At 46.1% G+C, this 22,922-nt stretch carries 20 protein-coding genes; 13 read left to right on the top strand and 7 right to left on the bottom strand.

The genetic code is table 11. The annotated features are described in order from the left end of the window. The first annotated feature begins 64 nt into the window (after nucleotides 1-64). Both V7S65_RS25630 and V7S65_RS25625 read left to right on the top strand, forming a co-directional pair. A complete protein-coding gene (locus tag V7S65_RS25630; protein ID WP_336389063.1) occupies nucleotides 65-913 on the top strand; it encodes a hypothetical protein in 849 nt (282 codons plus the stop codon). Further along, nucleotides 910-4,563: a BamA/TamA family outer membrane protein gene (locus tag V7S65_RS25625; RefSeq protein ID WP_336389064.1), complete on the top strand. Its 3,654-nt coding sequence runs from the start codon at nucleotides 910-912 to the stop codon at nucleotides 4,561-4,563. The genes V7S65_RS25630 and V7S65_RS25625 overlap by 4 nt, the downstream gene beginning before the upstream one ends. A gap of 36 nt (nucleotides 4,564-4,599) precedes the next feature. Here the strand turns inward: V7S65_RS25625 and V7S65_RS25620 are convergent, their stop codons facing one another. Together V7S65_RS25620 and lysA are read right to left on the bottom strand one after the other, a co-directional pair. Then, complete coding sequence (locus V7S65_RS25620; RefSeq protein WP_336389065.1) at nucleotides 4,600-6,933, bottom strand: GAF domain-containing protein; 2,334 nt, start codon at nucleotides 6,931-6,933, stop codon at nucleotides 4,600-4,602. Nucleotides 6,934-7,155: 222 nt separating this feature from the next. Continuing rightward, complete coding sequence (gene lysA / locus V7S65_RS25615; protein WP_079473623.1) at nucleotides 7,156-8,379, bottom strand: diaminopimelate decarboxylase; 1,224 nt, start codon at nucleotides 8,377-8,379, stop codon at nucleotides 7,156-7,158. Between the two features lie 125 nt (nucleotides 8,380-8,504). Between lysA and V7S65_RS25610 the strand changes: the two genes are divergently transcribed. Further along, nucleotides 8,505-8,705 (top strand): hypothetical protein, encoded by a 201-nt coding sequence (locus tag V7S65_RS25610; RefSeq protein ID WP_336389066.1) that lies wholly within the window; start codon nucleotides 8,505-8,507, stop codon nucleotides 8,703-8,705. Between the two features lie 2 nt (nucleotides 8,706-8,707). Then, complete coding sequence (locus V7S65_RS25605; RefSeq protein WP_336389067.1) at nucleotides 8,708-9,169, top strand: hypothetical protein; 462 nt, start codon at nucleotides 8,708-8,710, stop codon at nucleotides 9,167-9,169. A gap of 87 nt (nucleotides 9,170-9,256) precedes the next feature. Here V7S65_RS25605 and V7S65_RS25600 read toward each other — a convergent pair whose 3' ends face one another. After that, entirely contained in the window at nucleotides 9,257-9,478 is a 222-nt protein-coding gene (locus tag V7S65_RS25600; protein ID WP_336389068.1) for a helix-turn-helix domain-containing protein, read from the bottom strand. A 155-nt stretch (nucleotides 9,479-9,633) separates the two neighbouring features. Here V7S65_RS25600 and V7S65_RS25595 point away from each other — a divergent pair, with 155 nt between their 5' ends. Further along, on the top strand, nucleotides 9,634-9,870 hold the full coding sequence (locus V7S65_RS25595) for a hypothetical protein (RefSeq protein ID WP_336389069.1): 237 nt from the start codon (nucleotides 9,634-9,636) through the stop codon (nucleotides 9,868-9,870). Between the two features lie 64 nt (nucleotides 9,871-9,934). On the opposite strand, the gene V7S65_RS25590 is transcribed toward V7S65_RS25595, so the two are convergent. Beyond that, complete coding sequence (locus V7S65_RS25590) at nucleotides 9,935-10,333, bottom strand: RNA-binding S4 domain-containing protein (protein WP_079473630.1); 399 nt, start codon at nucleotides 10,331-10,333, stop codon at nucleotides 9,935-9,937. Nucleotides 10,334-10,379: 46 nt separating this feature from the next. After that, entirely contained in the window at nucleotides 10,380-11,750 is a 1,371-nt protein-coding gene (locus tag V7S65_RS25585) for a dipeptidase (RefSeq protein ID WP_079473631.1), read from the bottom strand. A gap of 231 nt (nucleotides 11,751-11,981) precedes the next feature. On the opposite strand from V7S65_RS25585, the gene V7S65_RS25580 reads away from it, so the two are divergent. Then, nucleotides 11,982-12,755 carry a hypothetical protein gene (locus tag V7S65_RS25580; protein WP_336389070.1) on the top strand — a complete coding sequence of 258 codons (774 nt, stop codon included), beginning with the start codon at nucleotides 11,982-11,984 and terminating at the stop codon, nucleotides 12,753-12,755. A gap of 113 nt (nucleotides 12,756-12,868) precedes the next feature. Here the strand turns inward: V7S65_RS25580 and V7S65_RS25575 are convergent, their stop codons facing one another. Beyond that, entirely contained in the window at nucleotides 12,869-13,333 is a 465-nt protein-coding gene (locus V7S65_RS25575) for a response regulator (protein WP_111579972.1), read from the bottom strand. A 388-nt stretch (nucleotides 13,334-13,721) separates the two neighbouring features. On the opposite strand from V7S65_RS25575, the gene V7S65_RS25570 reads away from it, so the two are divergent. The 4 genes from V7S65_RS25570 (at nucleotide 13,722) to V7S65_RS25555 (ending at nucleotide 16,600) form a co-directional block, all read left to right on the top strand. Next, nucleotides 13,722-14,300: a LemA family protein gene (locus tag V7S65_RS25570; RefSeq protein WP_079473633.1), complete on the top strand. Its 579-nt coding sequence runs from the start codon at nucleotides 13,722-13,724 to the stop codon at nucleotides 14,298-14,300. Between the two features lie 86 nt (nucleotides 14,301-14,386). Then, nucleotides 14,387-14,845 carry a TPM domain-containing protein gene (locus V7S65_RS25565; RefSeq protein ID WP_079473634.1) on the top strand — a complete coding sequence of 153 codons (459 nt, stop codon included), beginning with the start codon at nucleotides 14,387-14,389 and terminating at the stop codon, nucleotides 14,843-14,845. 36 nt (nucleotides 14,846-14,881) lie between these two features. Continuing rightward, nucleotides 14,882-15,661, top strand: coding sequence for a TPM domain-containing protein (locus tag V7S65_RS25560; RefSeq protein WP_079473635.1), 780 nt, complete (start codon nucleotides 14,882-14,884; stop codon nucleotides 15,659-15,661). 18 nt (nucleotides 15,662-15,679) lie between these two features. Next, complete coding sequence (locus V7S65_RS25555; protein WP_336389071.1) at nucleotides 15,680-16,600, top strand: hypothetical protein; 921 nt, start codon at nucleotides 15,680-15,682, stop codon at nucleotides 16,598-16,600. A 198-nt stretch (nucleotides 16,601-16,798) separates the two neighbouring features. Here V7S65_RS25555 and V7S65_RS25550 read toward each other — a convergent pair whose 3' ends face one another. Further along, entirely contained in the window at nucleotides 16,799-19,345 is a 2,547-nt protein-coding gene (locus V7S65_RS25550; RefSeq protein WP_111579975.1) for a M1 family aminopeptidase, read from the bottom strand. Nucleotides 19,346-19,480: 135 nt separating this feature from the next. On the opposite strand from V7S65_RS25550, the gene V7S65_RS25545 reads away from it, so the two are divergent. From V7S65_RS25545 to truA, 3 genes are all read left to right on the top strand, one after another. Further along, nucleotides 19,481-19,978 carry a biotin/lipoyl-containing protein gene (locus tag V7S65_RS25545; protein ID WP_111579976.1) on the top strand — a complete coding sequence of 166 codons (498 nt, stop codon included), beginning with the start codon at nucleotides 19,481-19,483 and terminating at the stop codon, nucleotides 19,976-19,978. A gap of 36 nt (nucleotides 19,979-20,014) precedes the next feature. Then, a complete protein-coding gene (locus tag V7S65_RS25540; protein WP_336389072.1) occupies nucleotides 20,015-21,532 on the top strand; it encodes a DUF4476 domain-containing protein in 1,518 nt (505 codons plus the stop codon). 108 nt (nucleotides 21,533-21,640) lie between these two features. Then, nucleotides 21,641-22,405, top strand: coding sequence for a tRNA pseudouridine(38-40) synthase TruA (gene truA, locus V7S65_RS25535; RefSeq protein ID WP_079473640.1), 765 nt, complete (start codon nucleotides 21,641-21,643; stop codon nucleotides 22,403-22,405). The last annotated feature ends 517 nt before the right edge of the window (nucleotides 22,406-22,922 follow it).

The following is a 22,922-nucleotide window of genomic DNA, read 5'->3' as shown; positions in this document are numbered from 1 at the left end:
CAAATCGCAAATTGAACCTAAGTTACTGCATTTTTGAGTTAAATTTATGCTATAAAGTTACACTATGGATGTCCGGATCGGGTTAATATTTCTCCTTTTCCTCTTGTCATGTAATATGAGCGACAGGGAACAAAAAGTATACGCCTCCCCACGTGGTTACGATTTAAAAGAGCCGGTACGCTACCGGGTCAGGGAGTCTATGCAGGAAATTTCAGGCATGGAATTGTTTCCTGATGAACACAAAATTATGGCCATTAATGATGAGGAAGGCCACATCTACCAGCTGGATGTATTGGCAAAGGAACCTTACCCGCACTTTAAATTTGCAAAAAACGGAGATTATGAAGATATCTGCCACACAGATAGCGGCTGGTTTGTATTGAAAAGCAATGGCTCCCTGTTTGAAGTCCACGGCCTGTTCACCGACAGCGTTTACAGCGATCATCACAAAATGCCAAAAACGGGAAAGAAGGAATTTGAAACCACTTACTACGATTCTGCCCGTAACAGCATTGTGATGATCTGTAAGAATTGTGAAGATGATAAACGCCTCGGTGTTACCAGCGCCTACCGCTTTGATCTGGCCTCCAGGACATTTGATACCACGGCCATTTATAAGTTCAATAACCAGGAAATTGCGCGCCTGGCCGGTTCAGATATGCGGTTCTTCAAACCTTCCGCAGCAGCCATTCATCCCATCGAAAAGCGATTGTACATCATCGCCTCTGTGAATGGATTGCTCGTGATCTCCGACCTGCAGGGCCACGTACAGGAAGCCTACAACCTGAAACACCGCCTGTTCCTTCAGCCGGAAGGACTGGCATTTGCACCCAACGGCGATATGTATATTTCTAATGAAGGCGGATACGACGGTACTGCCAATATTCTTAAATTTACCTACAAGTCCAAATGATCAGATCAGCCATCATCTATATTGCCCTACTAATTGTTACATGTACTGCCGCCTATGCTCAGTCGCCGCAGGTCGTGAAACGTGTGATCCTTATCGGCGATGCCGGGGAACTGCACGACAACGGCAAAAATCCCGTAGTGGATGCCGTACGTAATACCTTCGATCTCCAGGATAGCCGGAATACTATCCTCTTCCTGGGCGATAACGTATATCCGCACGGGTTACCCGATTCCTCCAGTAACAAATTCCAGGTGGCCAAAGAAATCATCGACTACCAGATCAACCTGGTACGTGGTACCAAAGCCCAGGGATATATCATTCCCGGTAACCACGACTGGGACAAAAGTAAACCCGATGGATGGGATATCATCCGCAATCAGCAACGGTATGTGGATTCCCAACACCTCGATAACGTTCAGTTTGAACCAAAAGAAGGTTGCCCCGGACCCATAGAAGTAAAGATCTCCGATAATATCACCCTCATCATTATGGATAGCGAATGGTGGGTGTTCCCTTATCAGAAGCCGGGAATAGAATCTTCCTGCGATTGTAAAGACAATGACGAGATCCTTACCAGGCTGTCGGAAATAGTAGCCACCAACCGCAACAAGCTGATCATATTTGCTACCCATCACCCCTTCCGTAGCTACGGTATTCACGGAGGATATTATACCATCAAGCAACATATTTTCCCGTTAACAGACCTGCGCCCGGCGCTGTATGTGCCTTTGCCGGTGATAGGCTCTATCTATCCCATTGCCCGTGGCGTTTTTGGTACCCTGGAAGATATTCCCAATCCGAAGTATCAGCAGATGATCAAAGGAGTGGAAGCAGCCCTGAAACCTCATGGCCCGGTGGTGTTTGTGTCTGGTCACGATCACACCCTCCAGCTCATAAAAGATCAGCAGAATGCCTACGTGGTAAGTGGCAGCGGCGCAAAAAATAACCGCGTAAAGAAAGGGTCGAAATCCCTGTTCGCCAGTACAGATAACGGTTTTAGCGCCATCGAATTAATGTCCGACAGCACCGTACGCGTACAGTATTATGTTGCAGACAACGGCACACAACCCGTTTTCAGCAATAACCTGTTCCGCCTGCAGGACATTCCGCAACAGTCGCTCGCCTACACGCCGCCGGCATCACTGCCGCCATTTATCAAGGTAGCTGCGGATACACAGTATGTACATGTCTCCAATTTTCATAAAAAGTTGCTGGGAGAAAATTACCGGCAGGTATGGGCCACCCCGCTCAACTTCCCGGTACTGGACCTCAAAACTGCCAAAGGCGGCCTGAAGATCCTGCAACGCGGCGGTGGAAAACAAACACACTCACTCCGCCTGGAAGACAGCACCGGTACCGAATGGGCCATGCGCTCCCTGAAAAAGTTCCCGCTGGCAGCTATTCCTGAACTGCTCCGCGAAACCATTGCCCGCGAAGTAGTACAAGACCAGATCTCCGCCGCCAACCCTTATGCCCCGCTGGCAGTAAGCGTATTGGCCGAAGCCGCCGGCGTGCCGCACACCAATCCCACTTTTGTATACCTGCCAGCCGATAGCTCGCTCGGCATCTATGCAAACGACTATGGGAACGAAGTATTCCTCTTTGAAGAAAGAGAACCCGCTACCGGCAGCAACAATAAAACTTACAATACGCCAAAAGTACTGGCAAAGATCTGGGGAGATAATGATGAACATATCGATCAGAAATCCGTACTCCGCGCCCGTATTTTTGATATGTACATCATGGACTTTGATCGTCATGACGACCAGTGGCGCTGGTATAAGGAAAAACATAAAGGAGAAGAATACTATTACCCGGTTCCCCGCGACCGCGACCAGGCGTTTTTCCTGAACGGAGGATTTATTCCCCGCCTGGCTGCCCGCCCCTGGTTTATGCCGGCCATACAGGGCTTCCGGAAAGATATCCCCGATATCAACGGCTTTAACTTCAGCACCCGTTACTTCGATCGCTCTTTCCTCAATGAAATGAATGAAGAGGATTGGAAGAAACAAACAGATAAGCTTTTAAAGAAGATGACCGACAGCGTGATCACTGCTGCTGTAAACGCTTTTCCCGATACTATCCGGTCGCTGGTAGGCCCTATGATGATCGATAAATTATCTGCCCGCCGCAACATCCTGGAGAAGAACACACTCAAATACTACCGCTTCCTCGCCAAAGGCGTTGATGTGCCGGCCACTGAAAAGAATGAACTCATCTCGGTAGAAAAACAACCTGGTGGTAAAGTAGCCCTCGATATATTTAAGATCAGCAAGAAAGGAGTCGTTCAGCAAAACATCTACTCCCGCACTTTTGATCCTTCCGTAACCAAAGAAGTAAATGTATATGGCATGGGTGGTAATGATCGCTTTGTAATAAAAGGCGATAACGCAACTCCCATACGCATACGCCTCGTTGGCGGCAAGGACGCCGATTCCTATATCGACAGCACCACTGCAAGGGCTGGCAAACGGGTACGCATATACGATCAGAGAACCGGCAAAGATACTTTCGCCCTCACCGGCAATGAACAACGCCGTCTGTCCAACGATCCGGCGAATATCAAATATAACCGCAGCGCCTTCCAGTATGAAAAAACAATGCCGCTACTGGCCGGCGGCTACAATCGTGACGATGGTTTGCTGCTCGGTTTAGGCTTGTCCGTTACCCGCCACGCATGGCGCCGGGAGCCGTTCTCCACCAAACACCTGTTTACCGCTACGCATGCACTGGCCACCCGTGCCTGGAACTTCCGCTATGAAGGAGAATACACCGATGTAATCGGGAAAACAGACCTGCTGCTGTTTGCCAGAGCAAAAGCGCCCAACAATACCATCAACTTCTTCGGATATGGAAATGAAACTATATTCGATAAGTCCGGTAATAAAACCATTTCTTACTATCGTGCACGGTATAATTTTTATACTGCAGAAGCATTGTTGCGCACCAGCATAGGAAATCATATGACCATTGCGTACGGTCCTACATTCAATAATTACGCCTTTGATAAAGATGAAAACCATGACCGTTTCATCACCGACTTCAAAAACAATGGACTGGATTCTGCCGGCATCTATACTAATAAAGCATATGCGGGTGGTAAAATAGTGGCTACTATTGACACCCGTAACAGTAAGATCATTCCTACCCGCGGCATTCTGTGGACAACCACTTACGCCGGTAACTTTGGCGTAAATGATAAGAGTTATAACACTACTTCGCTGCAATCGGATCTGAGTTTATACATGAGCTTCCGCATCCCGGCTAATTTTGTAATTGTAAGTCGTTTTGGCGGCGGTAAACTATGGGGGAACTATGAGTACTTCCAGGCACTCACGGTTGGCGGCGTTCAAAACCTGCGCGGTTACCGCAACTACCGCTTTGCCGGCGACGCCAGCGTATATAACAATACAGAAATACGCGTGAAGTTATTTGATCTCAAAACTTATATCCTGCCCGCAGGCGTAGGGCTCATCGCCTTTAATGATGTGGGCCGCATATGGAGGGAAAATGAAACCTCGCACGTATGGCACGATGGATACGGCGGAGGCGTTTATATTGCGCCGATCAATGCCCTGATCATTACCGCAGTGGTGGGGCATTCCAAAGAAGAAACAATACCTTATATCACCTTCGGGTTTAAATTCTAAATAAAAAAGGGAAGGCAGATAGCCTTCCCTTTTTTATTATACGATAGCTTCCATATTTACTTTTACGCGGAGCGCTTTCAATCCGCTCACGCCCTGTAGCTCTTCCAGATCCAGCATTTCAATTTCCGGCAGCAGTATTTTTTTGCTTTGCAGGAAAGTAATATACTTTTTCAGTTCCTCCATTTCTCTCACATAAGAATATACCATTGCAATGGTGCCGGGTTGTGTTAACCGTTCGCCGGTATCTTTTATATGTACTTTATCAATACGTTTTTTGATGATTTCATAACGCACATTGTAAGCGCCTTCCACATCAAACCGGCGTTCGTCGCTGCGGAAGCTGATGGTGATAGGAGCGCTGTGCATCAGGATCATCTGCGTGGTTTGCAGCGGCACCTTTAATTTAGGTCCCAGTTTATGCGTAAGCCTTGCGATATGCGCCATAGAAGAAAGCTGCCACAGGCGCAGGTTGCGCAGGTACAACTGGTCAAATTTCTTTTCCTGGGCAATCGACTGGCCAATATAAATAGTATACTCCACGCCATCGGTACGGTACTTTTCAAAGTAGCAGGGGAAAGAATGCTGTATATACTGGCGTTCCTTCTCCAGGTACTGGCTGATGGCCATGTTGATGTTGGATAAACTTTCTTCGTACTCTCTCCGGTGATGATAAACGTGTCCTTCTGTTTTGTCCATCTTCGCAAAATAGCTGGCCAGTAATGGTTTCAGCTCTTCATTGTCTTCACAGAGATGTTCCAGTACAGGCTGTATTTCCTGGTCCATGAACTCGTTCACCTTCAGGTCTTCGCCCGCCTGCAGGCTGTTACTGAGATTGTCCAGCAGATCATTTGTTTTAAACTGCAGTTCTTCCAGTAAAGGCAGGTGAATGGTTTTACCGATGGTTTCGAGTGTATCGCGGATCAGTTCCAGCTGTTCCTGCAAATCCTCGCGGATAGCAGTGCCCTGCTGTACAGATGAGTTGCGGATATCCACCGCGCCATAAAGCGGGTACACTTCATCAAAGCTGATGCTTTCAATATCTTTTCTTTCTTCTTCTGGTGTCAGCAGGTAATTCCAGGCGGCATCCACAAACTTCCATTCCACGGAAGGCTGTAAGGCGGTAAACTGGTCTTTGATCACTTCATTCAGCCGGCTTTCGAGGATGTTCATGCTGCGGTTCAGCATCAGCACCAGCAGGGGATAAGTGTTTTGCAGTTTCCACAGCGGGTTAGACGATAACCGGTTGGGTGTGGAAGAGGCCAGTTCCAGCACGCCCAGTATTTCCTTTTTATGCGTGATCGGGAATATCACGAAGCTCCGGATATTCTTGATAGGCAGATATTTCAGGAACGCATGTGGTGCAATCGACGTTTCATTTACATCAGGAACTATCAGCGGCGCCGGGTTTTGCTGCGCGTGTTCCAGCAGCAGCTGGAAAAAGTGCTGCTGTTGTTTTTTGTTGCCCACTCCCAGGATCGGATCGGTGTTGGAGAATTGTTCTTCCAATACATTTTTGCCGTTTACTTTTGGAAAGGGCACCATGTGGGCGGTTACATCGGGGATGCCTAAAATAACCGGGATCATTTTTTCCAGGGTCCGGTAGCTCTCGATTTCGTTGCTGGTGCGCATGTTCATCACCAGGCTCTTGATATTATTGAGCGTTTCCGATTGGGTCACATCTTTCACTGTCCAGATAACAAAGCCTTCCAGTGAAAACATACTGGTAGGCAACAGCTGTTGCAGGGCATCCGGTGTAATCTGCTTGGAGCAGAACATATCATAGTTCAGGTGCGGCAGTTCACCGTTTACCTTTACATCCACAAACCTGGGATCTATATTTACTTTCACATAACGTTTACCACCATCGGGCGTTTCCAGCGTATGGATGATATCGTTTTTATAGTTCATGGGAAAGTGGAATACCTTTTCCAGGATCAGTTTGTACAACCAGGTGATCTTGTCTTTTTTTACCTGTGCAATGGAAATGCCGTCCGGAACAGCCGATAACTCGGAGCCGTTTTCAGCAAATAGCTGTTTAAAGAGATCAGAATAATGGAAGATGGCGAACTTAAACGGAACGCCTATGCCATAGATGTCTTTGCTGGAATCTGTAGTAACCGGGAAAATAGCGGCTATCAGCAGATCCAGGTATTCCTTGTATGCACCGAGATCAGCAGTGGCAGGAATGGGTTTGAGTATCTCCGGGTTACTTTCAAATTTATCAATGATCAGTTTATAGAAAGACGAACGGGCTTCTCCTTCATGAGTTACCTTTTCCTTCAGATAATTCAGGAACGGTACGAATGATATATTAGACTCAATTACTTTATCATCGTTAAATATACCGGGGTGTGCAGTTAAAACTTTCATATTATGGTACAATTATAACCAAAGGCTGTCCTTTTAGTGCCAGTAACAATTCTTATTACAATTTACAGTAAAACATTGCAGGAATAACAGAGAGGGAGTACTATTGTAGACGCAAAGGTAGGGGAAATATTGTATCAATATTGAATTCCGGGATTCAGGTATTTGTCAAATGTGCTATACACCTGATAATCAAATACCTGAATCCGCGGAAATCCGGAAGATTTATTGCAATTCGATCTGGTTTTTCAGCAGATCTTCCAATGTATCACGTTTACGGATCAGGTGCGGCTTGCCATCTTTTACCAGCACTTCCGCCGGTTTCAGGCGGGAGTTAAAGTTGGATGACATTTCAAAGCCATAGGCGCCGGCGTTATAAAACACCAGGTAATCGCCTTCCCTTACCTCGTTAATCTTACGGTCCCATCCAAAGGTGTCTGTTTCGCAGATATTACCTACCACGGTATAGATCCGCTCGGTGCCTTTCGGGTTGGAAATATTGCGGATCAGGTGAAACGCCTCATAAAACATGGGGCGGATCAGGTGATTGAAGCCGGAATTTACCCCTACAAATACATTGGCAGTAGTTTGCTTGATCACATTAGCCTTTACTACAAAGTAACCACTCTGGCTTACCAGGAACTTTCCTGGTTCAAACCACAGCTGCAGCGGACGTACGTATGATTTAGCAAAGTTATTGAACGCTTCGCTCAGTTTTTTGCCGAGGAGGTCAATATCTGTTTCAGGATCTCCCTGCTGGTAAGCTACCTTAAAGCCGCTGCCCAGGTCAATAGATTCCAGGTCAGGGAAGTGCTGTACCATTTCAAACATTACTTCCACGCCGCGCAGGAACACATCTACATCCTTGATTTCAGAGCCGGTGTGCATGTGCAGGCCGGTTACTTTCAGTTTAGTAGAATTGATAATGCGTTCGATATGGCGCATCTGGTGAATGGAGATACCAAACTTGCTATCGATATGCCCGGTAGAGATCTTGAAGTTTCCACCCGCCATGATATGTGGGTTCAAACGGATACAGATCGGATAGCTGCCACCGAACTTATTACCAAACTGCTCCAGGATGGAGAGGTTGTCTATATTAATGATTACGCCCAGGTCTTTCGCTGCAATAATTTCCTGCAGGTCCACACAGTTGGGGGTAAAGATGATATTCTTAGGATCAAAGCCAGCCTTCAGGCCCAGCTGCACTTCCTGGATCGACACCGTGTCCAGTCCGCAACCAATAGAATTGATGTACTTAAGGATATTGATGTTGGTCAATGCCTTACAGGCGTAGAAAAAGCGGGTGTCAGACTTCTGAAATGCCTTTTGGAGCTTTTCATACTGGGTTTTAATCTTTTCTGCATGGTATATATATACCGGGGTACCAAATTCTTCTGCTACTTTCACCAGGAAATCGGCAGTAAGTACGTCGCTTTGTTTAGGCATTGAAAATCCTTAGTTTAAGAATGAGGATGCAAAATTACTACGCAAAAGTGAGAAATTGTAGAAAAAAGGGAGAATGTCAGTTGTGGTGGGATAAGTATCTTTGTTATTAGTAAATTCACATATTTATGGAGCCATACAGATTTGACAGAACAGCCTTCAAAATCAAGACATTTGCAGAGGCAGATGCTGATAATGTTGATTTAAGCCTTTCATTGGCAGAACGGGTTCGCCAATCGTGGTATCTCATTTCAAAAGCCTATGGGTTTGATCTGAGCAACCCACCGCGGATGGATAAGACTGTTTTTTCATGTAGAAAACAAAAATAATAATGGGATCTATATTCAATGACGATTTTAGGGATTTCATCAGGGCTTTAAATAATAATCAGGTTGAATATATTCTGGTAGGGGGCTATGCAGTTATTCTTCATGGTTATAGAAGAGTAACAGGTGATATGGATATTTGGGTAAACCGGACCAAAGAAAATTATTTAAAATTGACCAGGGCGTTTGCTGAATTCGGGCTACCAATCTTTGATATGACTGAAAGCAAATTTTTAGATGTAGAGAAGGCAGATGTATTCTCATTTGGACGCTCTCCTGTAGGAATAGATATCCTGACGAAGTTGAAAGGAGTGGATTTTAAGGAAGCTGCTGCTTTAGTTCAAATATTTATTGACGGTGATTTGGAGATAAAGTACCTACATTTAAATAATCTTATACAGGCAAAGAAAGCCGCAGGTCGCCATAAAGATTTGGATGATATTGATAAGTTAGAAGCTAGAAATTGATCTGTTTACGATATACATGAAATTTAACCATCTTTAAATAAAGTTTACGATATACATGAAACTTATACAGAGGGCAAAGATGTTGATCTAACAATCAAATAAATCACACGGGGTAACTTCTAATACCTTAGCTAATTCAATAATAGTAGAAAATCTCACATCCACTCTACCCTTTTCCATTTGCCCAAGATTGGAAAAATCAATACTGCAATTTGTTGCCATCTGGCGCAAACTCCATCCCTTTTGCTCCCGCAATTGGCGTAATTTATTGCCAAACTGTTTTAGTTCCTCTTGCTTATTGATATCCATATTCAAGTCGAATATGAACAAAAGGAATAGAAAATATGTGTGCGAATAAGCACACAATAATATAAAAAGCATTATCTTTGAATTAGCTTGACAAGCTAAAAAGTCTTAATTACTTGTTGTAATTCCAAACTTTGTTAACCAAAACCATACATATCATGCAACCAACAAAAACTGTACAAACCAATCCCCTCCGTTCTCTCCTCGAAGGCTTTGCCGGTAGCGCCGTTAAATTCCGCGAAAAAGTTTGTGAAGAATGCGGATGGAGTGAAAGCACCTTTTACAAAAAGGCGCGCGAAACACGCCATCATGCAGCGGTTTTCAGCATCGCCGAAATGGGAAAAATAAAAGACCTTGCCTGGGAAGTACAGCAGGAGCTGAAAGACCGGCTATGAAAAAACAAAAGGCTCCTCTGAAGTACAAAGAGGAACCTTTTAAAGATATGCTGCATTAAATACATCACTCCTCCTCATCCCCCTCCATAAACCCTTCAATACTCCGCCGGTCTTTCTTCGTTGGACGGCCAATCTTACTCTGGCGCTTACCGGTCTGGAATACAGATGGAACAAAGGCTGGCGCCAGTTTGTCCTCATCCGGGGTATTGTCTATATAATACTTAATAGCTTCAGGATAGGCCACCCTGTTGGAAATGAGGCCGGTTACTTCAATCACCCACTTACGGGCTTCGCTCCTGATCTCAAACTTATCGCCTATGTTCACGGGTTTAGCGGCTTTTACAGAAGAGCCGTTCATCTTTACTTTACCGCCGTCGCAGGCATCTGCAGCCTGGCTGCGGGTTTTAAACACCCTGATGGACCAGAGATATTTATCTACGCGTACTTTTTCGGTATTACTCATATTCAAAACTTTAAGCCGGCGGCAACCGTGGCTGCCGCCGGTTTGGCTATTTACTCATTTCCGCAAAAAATTTGTGGAAATAAGGAATGGTTTCAATGCCTTTGTAATAATTGGCTAAACCATACTTCTCGTTGGGAGAGTGGAGGTTGTCGCTATCCAGTCCAAAGCCCATCAGTACTGTTTTCAGCCCCAGTTCCTTTTCAAACAGCGCCACGATAGGAATACTACCTCCTCCGCGCACCGGGATAGGATCTTTGCCAAAAGTGGCGTTGATGGCTTTGTGGGCTGCCTTAAATGCTACCGAGTCGATCGGGGTAACATACGGGCTGCCGCCATGATGCTTGGTTACTTTCACTTTCACACTCTTTGGCGCAATGGCTTCAAAATGTTTGGTGAACAAGTCCGATATTTCGTGCCAGTCCTGGTTGGGAACAAGGCGCATAGAGATCTTGGCAAATGCTTTGGATGGCAATACGGTTTTGGAACCTTCGCCGGTATAACCACCCCAGATACCGTTTACTTCCAGTGTTGGCCGGATACCGGTTCTTTCGATAGTGGTAAAACCTTTCTCTCCCCAAACATCAGCTACACCCAGGTCTTTTTTGTATTCTTCTTCATCAAAAGGAGCGGCATTGAGTGCGGCTCTTTCTTCTGCGCTCAGTTCCTGTACTTTATCGTAGAAGCCGGGAATGGTGATGTGGTTATTTTCATCGTGCAGGGAAGCAATCATTTTTGCCAGGATGGTTGCCGGGTTAGCCACTGCACCGCCGTATACGCCACTGTGCAGGTCGCGGTTAGGACCGGTCACTTCTACTTCCATATAAGCCAGTCCGCGAAGACCGGTATCAATGGAAGGGTTTTCCAGGCTGATCATGGAGGTATCTGAAATCAGTACTACATCTGCTTTCAGGCGCTCTTTGTTATCTTTCAGGAAGATGCCGAGGTTAGCAGAACCTACTTCTTCTTCCCCTTCAATCATAAATTTGATGTTGCAGGGAATGGTGTTGGTTTTGTTCATGGTTTCAAAAGCCTTTACATGCATGTAAAACTGGCCTTTGTCGTCTGCACTGCCACGGGCATATATATTACCATCTTTGATCACCGGTTCAAACGGACCGCTATGCCACAGTTCCAGCGGATCTGCAGGCTGTACATCATAGTGACCGTATACCAGCACGGTGGGTAAGGATGGATCTATGATCTTTTCGCCATAAACGATCGGGTGACCAGCAGTCTGACACACTTCTACTTTATCTGCGCCGGCTTCTTCCAAACGTACTTTTACCGCTTCTGCACATTGCTGGGTATCTTTATTGTGACGGGAATCCGCACTCACAGAAGGAATGCGTAACAGCGCCAGTAATTCATCCAGGAAACGATCTTTGTTCTCTGCCTGGTAATCTTTCCAAACTTGCATGATTCTAGGAAATTAAGTTCACAATGTGGTGCAAGTTAAAGGAAAATCAACATTTACAGATTTAGATAGTTTCGAATGGTAGTTCATGACGCTTTAGAGAAAGCGGAGGGGTAGTCCATTCCCGTTTGAATAACATCCAATACACGATACACTCCCTTTTGTCAATCTCTAAATCCGGCCCGGAAACCCTCCCGTGGTTTTATCTTATTTTCAGTAAAAAAGTTAACGCTTATGGCAAAACAAACAGGAATAATCAGTTTTACGGGCAAGCTGGGTAACCTGATCGGTTACCGCAGGAACGGAGAATATTACCTCCGTACCATGCCCGAAACGGTGCGGCAAACCGCCGCTACCCGGCACGCATCGCGCGATTTTGGTATCGCCAGCAGGAAAGGAAAACTGGTCCGGCAGGCCGTTACGCCGCACCTGGATATCTCCCGCGATGGCTCATTGGTCAATCGCCTGAACAAAACGTTGATCTCCGCAGGGAAAGGTCAGCTGCAGATGTTAAACGGCTTCCGGTTCAACAGGCACGCCGGCGTGGAGAATTTCTTCTGTCAGCAGCCGGTGATGTCACCTGCCGGAGTGGTAACCATACCCGCGCAAACATTGCGGCCGGAGGGCACAGCCACCCACCTGGAGGTGAAGGTCATTGCTGTTCGCGTCAGTTTCCTGGAACGGCGTATAACAGGTAGTCGTACGGCCAGTGTTATGATCGGTATGGATACACGCTTCAGTGATATTGAGCTGGATGTGGCGTTGCCGGGAAAAGGAACGTTGCTGGTAATAGTACAGGTAAGAAGCTTTAATGGCCCGCTGGCAACGGCAAACCGCCGGTTTGTGGCGGCAGATATACTCGCAGTGGTGCCGCCGGCAGTGAAAAAACAACGGGTAACTGTAATACCGGATGTAAAGAAGGTGCCGCGTTACAAAGAAGCGCGCGGGAAGAAGTATAATACTACTTTGTGTACACCTCACACAGTGCTGTTACACCAACGGGAATGAGCATCTGTTATCCTGATCAAGTCCACCTTGCGTGCAACGCAACAGTAAGGCATAAGTAGGCCCGTCCCCACTTCACAGGAACTCCTCCTTATTTTCACTGCCTCCAATAATGATCAGGAAATTAGTTTCTGTCTTACCAGGAACTCCAGTTTCTGGTTTACATCAAGCAATTTGGCGGTTAACTCTTTGTTCTCTTTGCGGAGGGCGTACACTTCATATGCCTTCTCGATATTGTGTTTCAACTCCTCTTCATTCCAGGGTTTGGAGAAATATTTATATACCTGTCCTTTGTTAATGGCATCTACTACTGCGTTGATATCGGCATAGCCGGTCAGCAGCATACGTATAGGCTCGGGGTACTTTTCCAGTATTGATTCAAAAAACTCTATCCCGGTTGTTTTGGGCATCCGCTGGTCCGAGATAATGATGTGAAATTCCTGTTCTGCCAGCAGCTTTTCTGCTTCTTCTGCAGAAGTGGCTGTAACTATGTTGTACAACCTCCTGAATGAAGCTTTGAAAGCATTCAGATTGTGTATTTCATCATCAATATAGAGTATATGGATGTGTTGTGCACTCATTTAAGCAGACTTAGTTCCAAGTTATTGATAATAAATGAGTTAGAAACAATGAAACTTTCGATATCGATTTTGTATCCATTCTGCCCCATTCACCTTAAATCATATAGTAAAACGTTCAGCATTTTACACCCAACAAAGGTACATATAAACATACTGTTTTATGACGAATATTTCAAGGATGAATGAACTTTTTTAAAAAATAGCCGTTTCCTTATCCAATAGCGATTTAGTGGGGGAGTTTCCATATTTTCGTGTAGTTATGAAAAGCGCGCGTTAACCGCTTTTTTTATAGCGTTCACCGGTGAAAAAACTACTTACACCGGCAAGCGTAAAATCGGGAATACCTTTTGCACATTTGCCGGCACTTAAAACTTAAATTTAAATTCAGATGAAAACAGGAATTATTGTTATCGTAGTACTCGCATTGCTGGTCATGTTAGGTTGTGGTAAATACAACGGCCTCGTGACTAAAGACGAAAACGTGAAAAATAAATGGGGAGTGGTACAAAGTAGCTATCAACGCCGTGCTGATCTGATCCCTAACCTGGTGGCCACAGTGAAAGGCGCCGCCAATTTCGAAACTGAAACCCTCGAAAAAGTGATCCAGGCACGCGCCAGCGCTACCCAGATCAAAGTAGATGTGAATGATCTCAGCCCTGAAAAAATTCAGCAATACCAGGCTGCACAAGGACAGTTAAGCCAGGCACTGGGCCGCTTACTCGCCGTATCAGAAGCCTACCCCGACCTGAAAGCAAATGCTAACTTCCAGAACCTCCAGGCACAACTGGAAGGAACGGAAAACAGGATTAATGTTGCCCGTAACGATTTCAACGAAGCGGTAAATGCTTACAACAGCTCCGTTCGTACTTTCCCAAACAACATTGTAGCCGGTATCACTGGCTTTAAACAAAAAGGTTATTTCGAAGCAGCCGCGGGTTCCGAAAATGCTCCACAGGTTAAATTCTAAAACAACCTTTAAAAGATAAGCCGCCTCCGGGATGCTGGTGCAATACCGGCATCCCCGGAACGGAAATCAAAAAAATTATATACAGCATGCGCATTTTCCCTTTTAAACGAAAAGAGATTTTTTCAGAAACGGAGAAAGAAAGACTCGTGCAGGCTATCCGGGTAGCAGAACGGCTTACTTCCGGAGAAATCAGGTTGTTTGTAGAAAGCCATTGCAGCTACGTGGATCCTATGGACAGAGCGAAAGAAGCTTTCGTGTCACTCGATATGGGAAAAACAAAATTGCGCAACGGCGTATTGGTATACGTGGCCATTAAAGACCGGCAGTTTGCCATCCTGGGCGACCAGGGCATACATGAGAAAGTAGGTGACGAATTCTGGGTGAAAGAAGCAGGATTATTAATCGACCACTTTCAGAACAATCGTATTATCGACGGTATTGAAGCATGTATAGCGGAAATAGGCGCCTCACTCCGCACTTTTTTCCCGCATGAAGCCGGTAACGATGCTAATGAATTGCCTGACGATATCGTCTTCGGCAAATAAAAGCCACTCTTTTTAAACGATTTTAGCTTTGATACAATGAGGATACTACGCTGGTTTTTACCGGGATTATTAATGATGGCGGGTTTGCTGGCGAATGCACAGAATATACCGCCCCGGCCTAATCCTCCCACTTTAGTTAATGACTTTGCAGGCGTATTGCTGAAAACTGAAGATGATGCCCTCGAACAAAAAGTAGTGGCCTACTTCGACAGCACCTCCACGCAGATAGCAATTGTTACACTCAAGTCCATCGGCGACTACGATATCAGTCAGGTATCATTAAAAATATTGCGCGATTGGGGAATAGGTACCAAAGGCAAGAACAATGGTATCCTTATTCTTGTTTCAGTGGAAGACAGGAAGATCAGGATTGAAACGGGCTATGGCATGGAAGGCGTAGTACCCGATGCCGTTGCCAACCAGATCATTGCACAGATCATAAAGCCAGCTTTCCGTGAAGGGCACTACTATCAGGGCCTCGATGGCGCCGTAGAAGCCATTCAGAAAGCAGCTGCCGGCGAATACCGCGCAGATCCACGGCAAAGCAAACCCGGCATCAGCCCGGGCGCTATATTCCTGATCATCATGGTCATCGTGATTATCGTTTCCATCATTGGCCGCGGCGGTGGCGGCGGCAGAGGTGGCGGCACCACCTATAACAGGCGCGGCGGATGGATATGGCCGGTAATAGGCGGCATGGGAGGCTTTGGCAGTGGCAGCGGCGGAGGCGGATGGTCCGGTGGTGGAGGAGGTGGTGGCTTCGGCGGCTTTGGAGGAGGTTCCGGCGGCGGCGGCGGCGCCAGTGGCAGCTGGTAATAGCAGGAAAACTATTTTATGTCATACTTGCATGTGTTAAATGGAGATGCTACCCTTGCCTTGTTCCGGGAAAGCAAGGTGCCGGGGGAAATAGTGGTTTGCCGGGAAATGATGTGCGAAGGCAAAGTAAAATATACAAAAGACCTCACAGAATTCTTTGAAAGCCGCGCCAAACACCTCGAATTCCACTACGGAATTGATAAACAAACTTATTATACCAATGTAGTACAGGAGCTGGAGAAACTAGATCTCTCCGGCTCCGGTACAGATGAAATTGTACTCTGGTTTGAATATGACCTGTTCTGCCAGATCAATATGCTGTTCATCCTTTATTACCTCAGCAGCCGGCTCACCACCCTTCCTCCCATCAGCCTGGTGGATCTGCACCATCACCCCAATGCGGAAGACTTCCCGCAAATCTTTGAACAACGCACACGGCTTCAACCAGAGGATATCACCTGGGCCGCCGATGTATGGGATGCCTGGTGCCTCAGTACTCCACAAGTGCTGGAAACAATCAGTAAACTCTCTGCCGGGAATCTGAAATACCTGCCCGCAGCCATCAACGCACACCTGAAACGTTTCCCCGATGTTAATACCGGCCTGAGCACCATCGAAAACTATTTCCTGCTTCGCCTCGTACTGGGCAGTTACCGCTGGTACGACCTCTACATGCTTTTCTGGAACGAACTGGAAATATACGGCTTCACCAACTTCCAGCTCGATATCCTCATCCATCGCATGGCTAATGCCGGCGTAATTGAAGAACACGACCAGATGCTGAAAATTACCAGCCTGGGAAGGGAAATACTGGAAGAAGAAGAAAATTATCTCGACTATGTATCACTCGAGCATCGCTGGCTCGGAGGTGTAAGACTCGCCAATACTCCCTGGCGTTGGGATCCTAAGCTCAATGCCCTCGTGGAGATTGTCGCGTAGGTTGTCTTTCTCAGGATTAAACTGATTAAACTGATTTAGGGATTTGATCACTTTTGATTTTAACTGATTAGGGGAGATATAAGCGAATACCGCTTATATCTCCCCTAATCAGTTAAAATCATTTGTAAAATCCAAAAAGTAAAATCAAGGTAATCAGTTTAATCAGTTTAATCCTGAGAAAGACAACCTACGCCACAATCATTTAATACTCTTCCTGATCTCCTCTGATGCCTTAGCCATATAGTCTGCCTGCTTCAACAGTTCATCGCGGTTAGCGCCGGTAGTGGCTGTAGCTTCCTGCGATTTGCTTTTGCTGATTTCCTGCATCCAGTTGCTGATGTAAGTGCTTACCTGTGAGTTGTTAAATTGTGCGGTCATGGCTTTCACCTGGTCCACACCTTTTATCACAGCCGGGGTGTTGTTGATCTTTGATAAGAAACCCAGGTAGTCGAAAGCCGCATTCAGCTTGTCCTGACCAGAGGTTTCATCAAACTTTGTTGCCACAAAAGTAACATCGGAAGCATTCCCTTTCCGGGCATATACACCGGCAATAGCATTCACCAGTTTACCTTTGGTATCACCTTCCAGTTGTTTGGCAATGTTGTACGCTTTGTCTAAATCCAGGGTGGCTAAGCCTTCCAGGCCGGCGGCTTCTACAGCATAGGATTTATCTTTTGTGGCTGCTTCAAATAAAGCGGCATACTGTGGATCTTTTAATTCACCCAGTTGCTGTAACGCAGCTGCACGTACCAGGGAGCTGGGGTCTTGTTTGGCAAGATCCGTCAAAATAGGCAGGGCAGCGGTTTTCACGGCTTCATTGCTAAGGTTCAGCTTTCCGATGGTATAAGTTCTCAGGCCGTGGTATTTATCTTTCAAAGCCAGCACCAACAGTTTCACTGCTTCCGGATTGGTAGCCTGTGCATCTGCTGCTTCATCTATTGCAATATGGCGGTCCATGTAATTAGGCGCATGGGCGTATTGATAAGCATAAGTGCTAAACGCCCGGTGGTCATCTATCTTGGCTAAAACTACCTTATCTGCATCTACATTTACCAGGTCTGGTTTAGTTGTATAAGAGAAAGTGAAAGAGTCCACCCTGTTTTCCATGAAGATGTTATGCCTGTTTGCTTTACCGCCTGCATATATATCAACGGCCATCGGGATGTGCCATACTTTACTATCTTTCTGGATCTGCTGTAAAATAACAGTCACCGTGTTGGCGGCATCATTATACTTATAGCTGATGTCCAGCTGCGGGAAGCCTTTACCAAAATACCACTCGTTGAAGAACCAGTTCATATCCCTGCCGGTTACCTCTTCTACCGCCAAACGCAGCTGGTGCGCTTCTGTAGCTTTAAAGGCATTTGTTTTCAGGTAAAGGTTCAGGGATTTGAAGAAGGCAGAATCACCAACGGCATTGCGGAGCATATGCAGGATCCGGCCGCCTTTCTGATAGGTGATCTGGTCAAACATATCTTCTTTGTCGTGATAATGAAAGCGCACCAGGTCTTTATCGCCGGCGTATTGCACCATCGACATGTACGATTGTGCCGCTTCCAGGCTGTGTTCATCTGCTGCGTCCTTACCATATTTATGCTCCAGCCACAGGTATTCGCTGTAGTCTGCAAAGGATTCATTTACGGTAAGATTGCTCCAGGACTCTGCAGTGGCCAGGTCACCAAACCAGTGGTGGAACAGTTCATGCGCAATTACGCTTTCATTGTAATTGTTGTTGTCCAGCAGTTCGCGGTCTGTTTTCTGTATAAACTCCCCGTGAAGGGTGGCGGTGGTATTTTCCATGGCGCCGGAAACGTAGTCGCGGCCGGTGATCTGGGAGTATTTCACCCAGGGATAATCGTATCCCAGTATTTTGGAATAGAAGGTGAGCATTTCGGGTGTGTTGCCAAAAATGTTCTTGGCATATTTCTCAAAAGGCTTTTCTACATAGTAATTTACTTCTTTGCCGCGCCAGGTATCTTTTACAATGGCATACTCGCCTACAGCCATCATAAACAGGTAAGGGGAGTGGGGGAGATCCATCTTCCAGGTATCTGTACGGGTACCGTCGGCATTGTTTTTCTGGCTTACCAGCTTACCATTGGAAAGGGTTACATATTTCTTTTCCACGGTCATGCTGATTTCCTCGGTGCATTTCTGGTTGGTTTTATCGATAGTAGGAAACCAGGCAGAGGAGCTTTCCGTTTCGCCCTGTGTCCATATCTGGGTGGGCTTTTTGGGATCTTTACCATCGGGATTGATGAAATAAAGTCCTTTGGCGTCAGAAATAGCAGCACTTCCCTTTACTTTGAGTTCATCGGGTTTTGCGGTATAACTGATATAGATGATATATGATTCAGTGGCTTTGTAGCTTTTATCCAAAGCAATATGCAGTTGCAGATCGTCGTAGCTGTATTTCAGCGGAGTACTTTTACCTGCTTTTACTACTGCCACTTCTTTGATGTCCATGCCTTTGGCGTCCAGGGTGAGGGAGTCGGTGGCATAAAAATGTGGCCTGAGGGTTATCCAGGCTTTGCCATAGAGGTACCGTTTGGCGTAGTCGAAACGTACGTCCAGCTTAGTGTGTACCAGATCGTTCACTTTAGTGGCGGATGCGCGGTAGATCTTTAGTGCGGGGTCTTCCTGGGCAGCTTTGTCAGATTGTGCCATCAGGGAAGTGCTCATCCCCAGTCCGGCTATTCCTCCGATCAGCATCCCCATCAGGGATTGCTTCAGATGTAGATTCATGTAAAAGACTGTTTTAAACAAATGTATCGGCTTGCGCCAATTAAAAAGAGTCAAATTTAAACAAATGGACCAAATATGAGGTAAGTGGTTAAAAATGCTATTTTTGTTGAGCTTACAGGCCAATAAAACAGCATTATGATCAAAGCAATAGTGAATGGTAAATCTACATTTGCCGTTAATAACGATACAAAGCTTACCTGCGATAACCAGGAAGTGGATTGGTCGGCAGTGAAGCTGCCTACCGGCGATTACAGCGTTATAATGGATGGCCGCAGCTACCAGGCGCAGGTATTGAGGATAGAGAAAGATACTAAAACCGTGGTGTTACAGATAGATCAGCAGCAGTTTGAAGTGGTGATAGAAGAGCCGATCGACCAGCTGCTGGCATCAATGGGGATCAAGGATGCAATGACCAAAAAGGTGAATGACATCAAGGCGCCGATGCCCGGACTGGTGCTGAAAGTGCTGGTAACCCCCGGACAAGCCATCAAAAAGGGTGACCCGGTACTGATACTGGAAGCCATGAAAATGGAAAACGTATTCAAGGCCGGATCAGATGCTATCGTAAAAGAAATCAAGGTAACAGAGCGCACCGCAGTGGAAAAAGGCGAAGTGCTGATCGTGCTGGAATAATATTTGCACAAGGACAGTTTTATACCAATTTATAGTATGCATCTCAAATACAGGACAGTAATATTCGTATGGGCATGTCTGTTACTATGCGGCCGGCTGTGGGCGCAGGAACAACTCCACTACGTGTATATTCAGAGCGAGAAGGGACAGCCGTTTTATGTAAAACATAACGGCAAAGTGCTGAGTTCCACCGAAAGGGGCTACATTATTATCCCCCGGCTGGAAACAGGTACGGCGCCCATTACAGTGGGTTTTCCAAACAAAGAAGCTAAGGAAGCGCAGTTTAACCTTAGAATAACAAAAGGTGATCAGGGCTTTCTGCTGAAGCAATCCGGCGAAGCCGGTTATTCTTTATATAACCTGCAAACCTTCCGGGAACTCAGGTCAGATGCAGGCGAAACTGCCCTGGCAGCAGCGCCTCCGGCGGCAGATTCCATTGTGCCGGAACTGGATACCGCCAAAAAGGAAATGATGAACAACCTGCAGAAGGACCTGGAAACTACTTTTGCCGATAAAGCAATTGTAACCGGTCCTGCTAAATCCGCGGCTCCCGCCAAATCAGGAAATCCTTTTGCTTCTGCACTCGATAAAGTAGTGGTAGGCGGCGACGACAGGAATGAGCCGGAACCTGCACCGGAAGTGAAAAAAGAAGCTGCTCCCGCGGAAGTGGCGCCAGTGGCTGCCGAAGGAGAAGTAAAGAAGCCCCGGAAGAAACGTAATAAAGGAGAAAGAGAACCTTTAACAGAAGAAGAACAGGCTATTTTGAGTGGCGTACTGGCTGAAGAAGGTAAAACCGCCGCCAGCGAAGCTGCTGCTGAAGACGCTGAGAAGGCCGCTGCTCCTGCAGAAGAGCCGGTGAAAAAGAAATCAAAGAAACATAAAGCAAAAGAAGGGGATCCTGACTTTATAGAATTCCAGGATGATAAAGCGCCTGCGGCTGTTGCAGCCACTACAGAAGCTGCTGCGCCCGTAGTGGTGGAAGTGCCGGTAACTGCCACAGAAGAAGCGCCGGTACGCGCCAAAAAGAAAAGGAAAAAAATCTTTGACGATACAGAGCATCCGGCTAACATCATTACGGATTCCAGTGGCTATGGTATTGCGGTTACGGACGAAGAACCGGTAAAGAGCAAAAAGAAAAAGAAACGCAGTGAGGAAGAAGTGGTGAATGCAGATGCAGCAGGAGCGCCGGTAGGAGCAGAAGTGGTGCCTGAAATGACGACTGCAGAAAAGAAGAAAGCCGATGCGCGCCTGATCAATACGGATTGCACCAATGTAATGGACGATGATACTTTCCGCAAGGTGTTACGCAAATTTGTAGCTGCCAGAACGGATAACAGTATGATTGAAGTATTTAAGAAACAAACCCGCAACTATTGCCTGGAAACAGTGCAGGTGAAAACCCTGGTACAGTTGCTCACTGCGGATGATACACGCTATCGCCTGCTGGATGCAGCCTATTCCAAAACAGTGGATACCGAAAAATACGGTTCGCTGGAAACCCTGTTAATAGATGACTATTACAGGGGCCGGTTCAAAGCCATGTTGCATAAGTAATATAACCTTCATTATTACGGAGTTATGGGAAGATAGATCACGGGATCATCTGACTATAACTCCGTAATTCATTCCGGATAGTCCGTAATTCTTTATTTTCGCCCTCATATGAACAGGTACTTTATTGAAGTAGGATATAAGGGGGCGCAGTACAGCGGTTTCCAGGTACAGGAAAATGCACATACCGTGCAGGCGGAAATAGACCGGGCGCTGAGCATATTATTCCGGGAAAAGACGGAAAGCACCGGCTCCAGCAGAACCGACGCCGGTGTAAACGCACAACAGAATTTCCTGCACTTTGATACGGAATTGCCCCTGCATCCGCAGTTCCTGTATAAGATCAATGCCATTCTCCCTGATGATATCGTGCTGCGGGCTATTTACCAGGTGCCACCGGATGCCAACAGCCGGTTTGCAGCGCTGGCCCGATCCTATGAGTATACTTTATATACCCGCAAAGATCCTTTTCTGAAAGACCGCGGATACTTTTTCCCTTATAAGATGGATATCACTGCACTGCAGGAAGCCGCGGAAGTGATTAAGGGTTACAGCGATTTTACCACGTTTTCCAAGCGCAATACGCAGGTGAAGACTTATATCTGCAACATTACCGAGTCCTACTGGACGGTAGACGGAGAGCGTATAGTCTATAACGTTACAGCCAACCGTTTCCTGCGTGGTATGGTGCGTGGACTGGTAGGAACCATGCTGAGAGTGGGGCGTGGTAAGCTTTCTATGGATCAGTTTAAGGCAGCGATAGAAAGCCTTGATTGTACAAATGCTGATTTTGCAGTTCCTCCGCAGGGTTTGTTTTTAATGAAAGTAAGATATCCTGATGGGTTGCTGCAGCCAATACGCTTTGATCGTCAATAATTCTTGATCTCTGTAATCCTTTGCCACAAAGGATTACAGAGAAATCTAAAAAATAGTCGGGTGAAAAAGTTGGAAGTGTAAAAATTCCGCCTACCTTTGCGCTCCGCTTTGATAGAAAGCACGTATACAAAAGCTCTTTCCGACACTACATTTCTACACTTATTTTATCATGGCGGTACAGCTGCTAATAGCTGGTATCAGTGCTTCTGCGATCAGCTACCATGAAAAAATAAAATTTAAAAAAATCTTTAAAAAGATTTGGTAGAAAATAAAAGTTGATTACCTTTGCAACCCCAACAACAACGGGGCAACAAACGGAAAGCGAAAGTTGCAGGATAAATTGAAAAAGATGTTTGGCAGGAGTGCCACGGAGATCGGATCTCACACATCATCAACGATCATGTAAATGATCAAAAGTTCTTTGAAAGATTGGAAACAATAGCACGAATCTAAGTAGTGATGCTTAGGTTCAAACAGGTAATGTACAGCTAAACATAATTAATAAAGATCCGATTGA

It is taken from the genome of Chitinophaga sp. CCNWYY40, assembly GCF_037483205.1.
Lineage (GTDB): Bacteria > Bacteroidota > Bacteroidia > Chitinophagales > Chitinophagaceae > Chitinophaga > Chitinophaga ginsengisegetis.
Note: the sequence above shows the minus strand (reverse complement) of the source record. Positions and strands in the feature narration are given on the sequence as shown.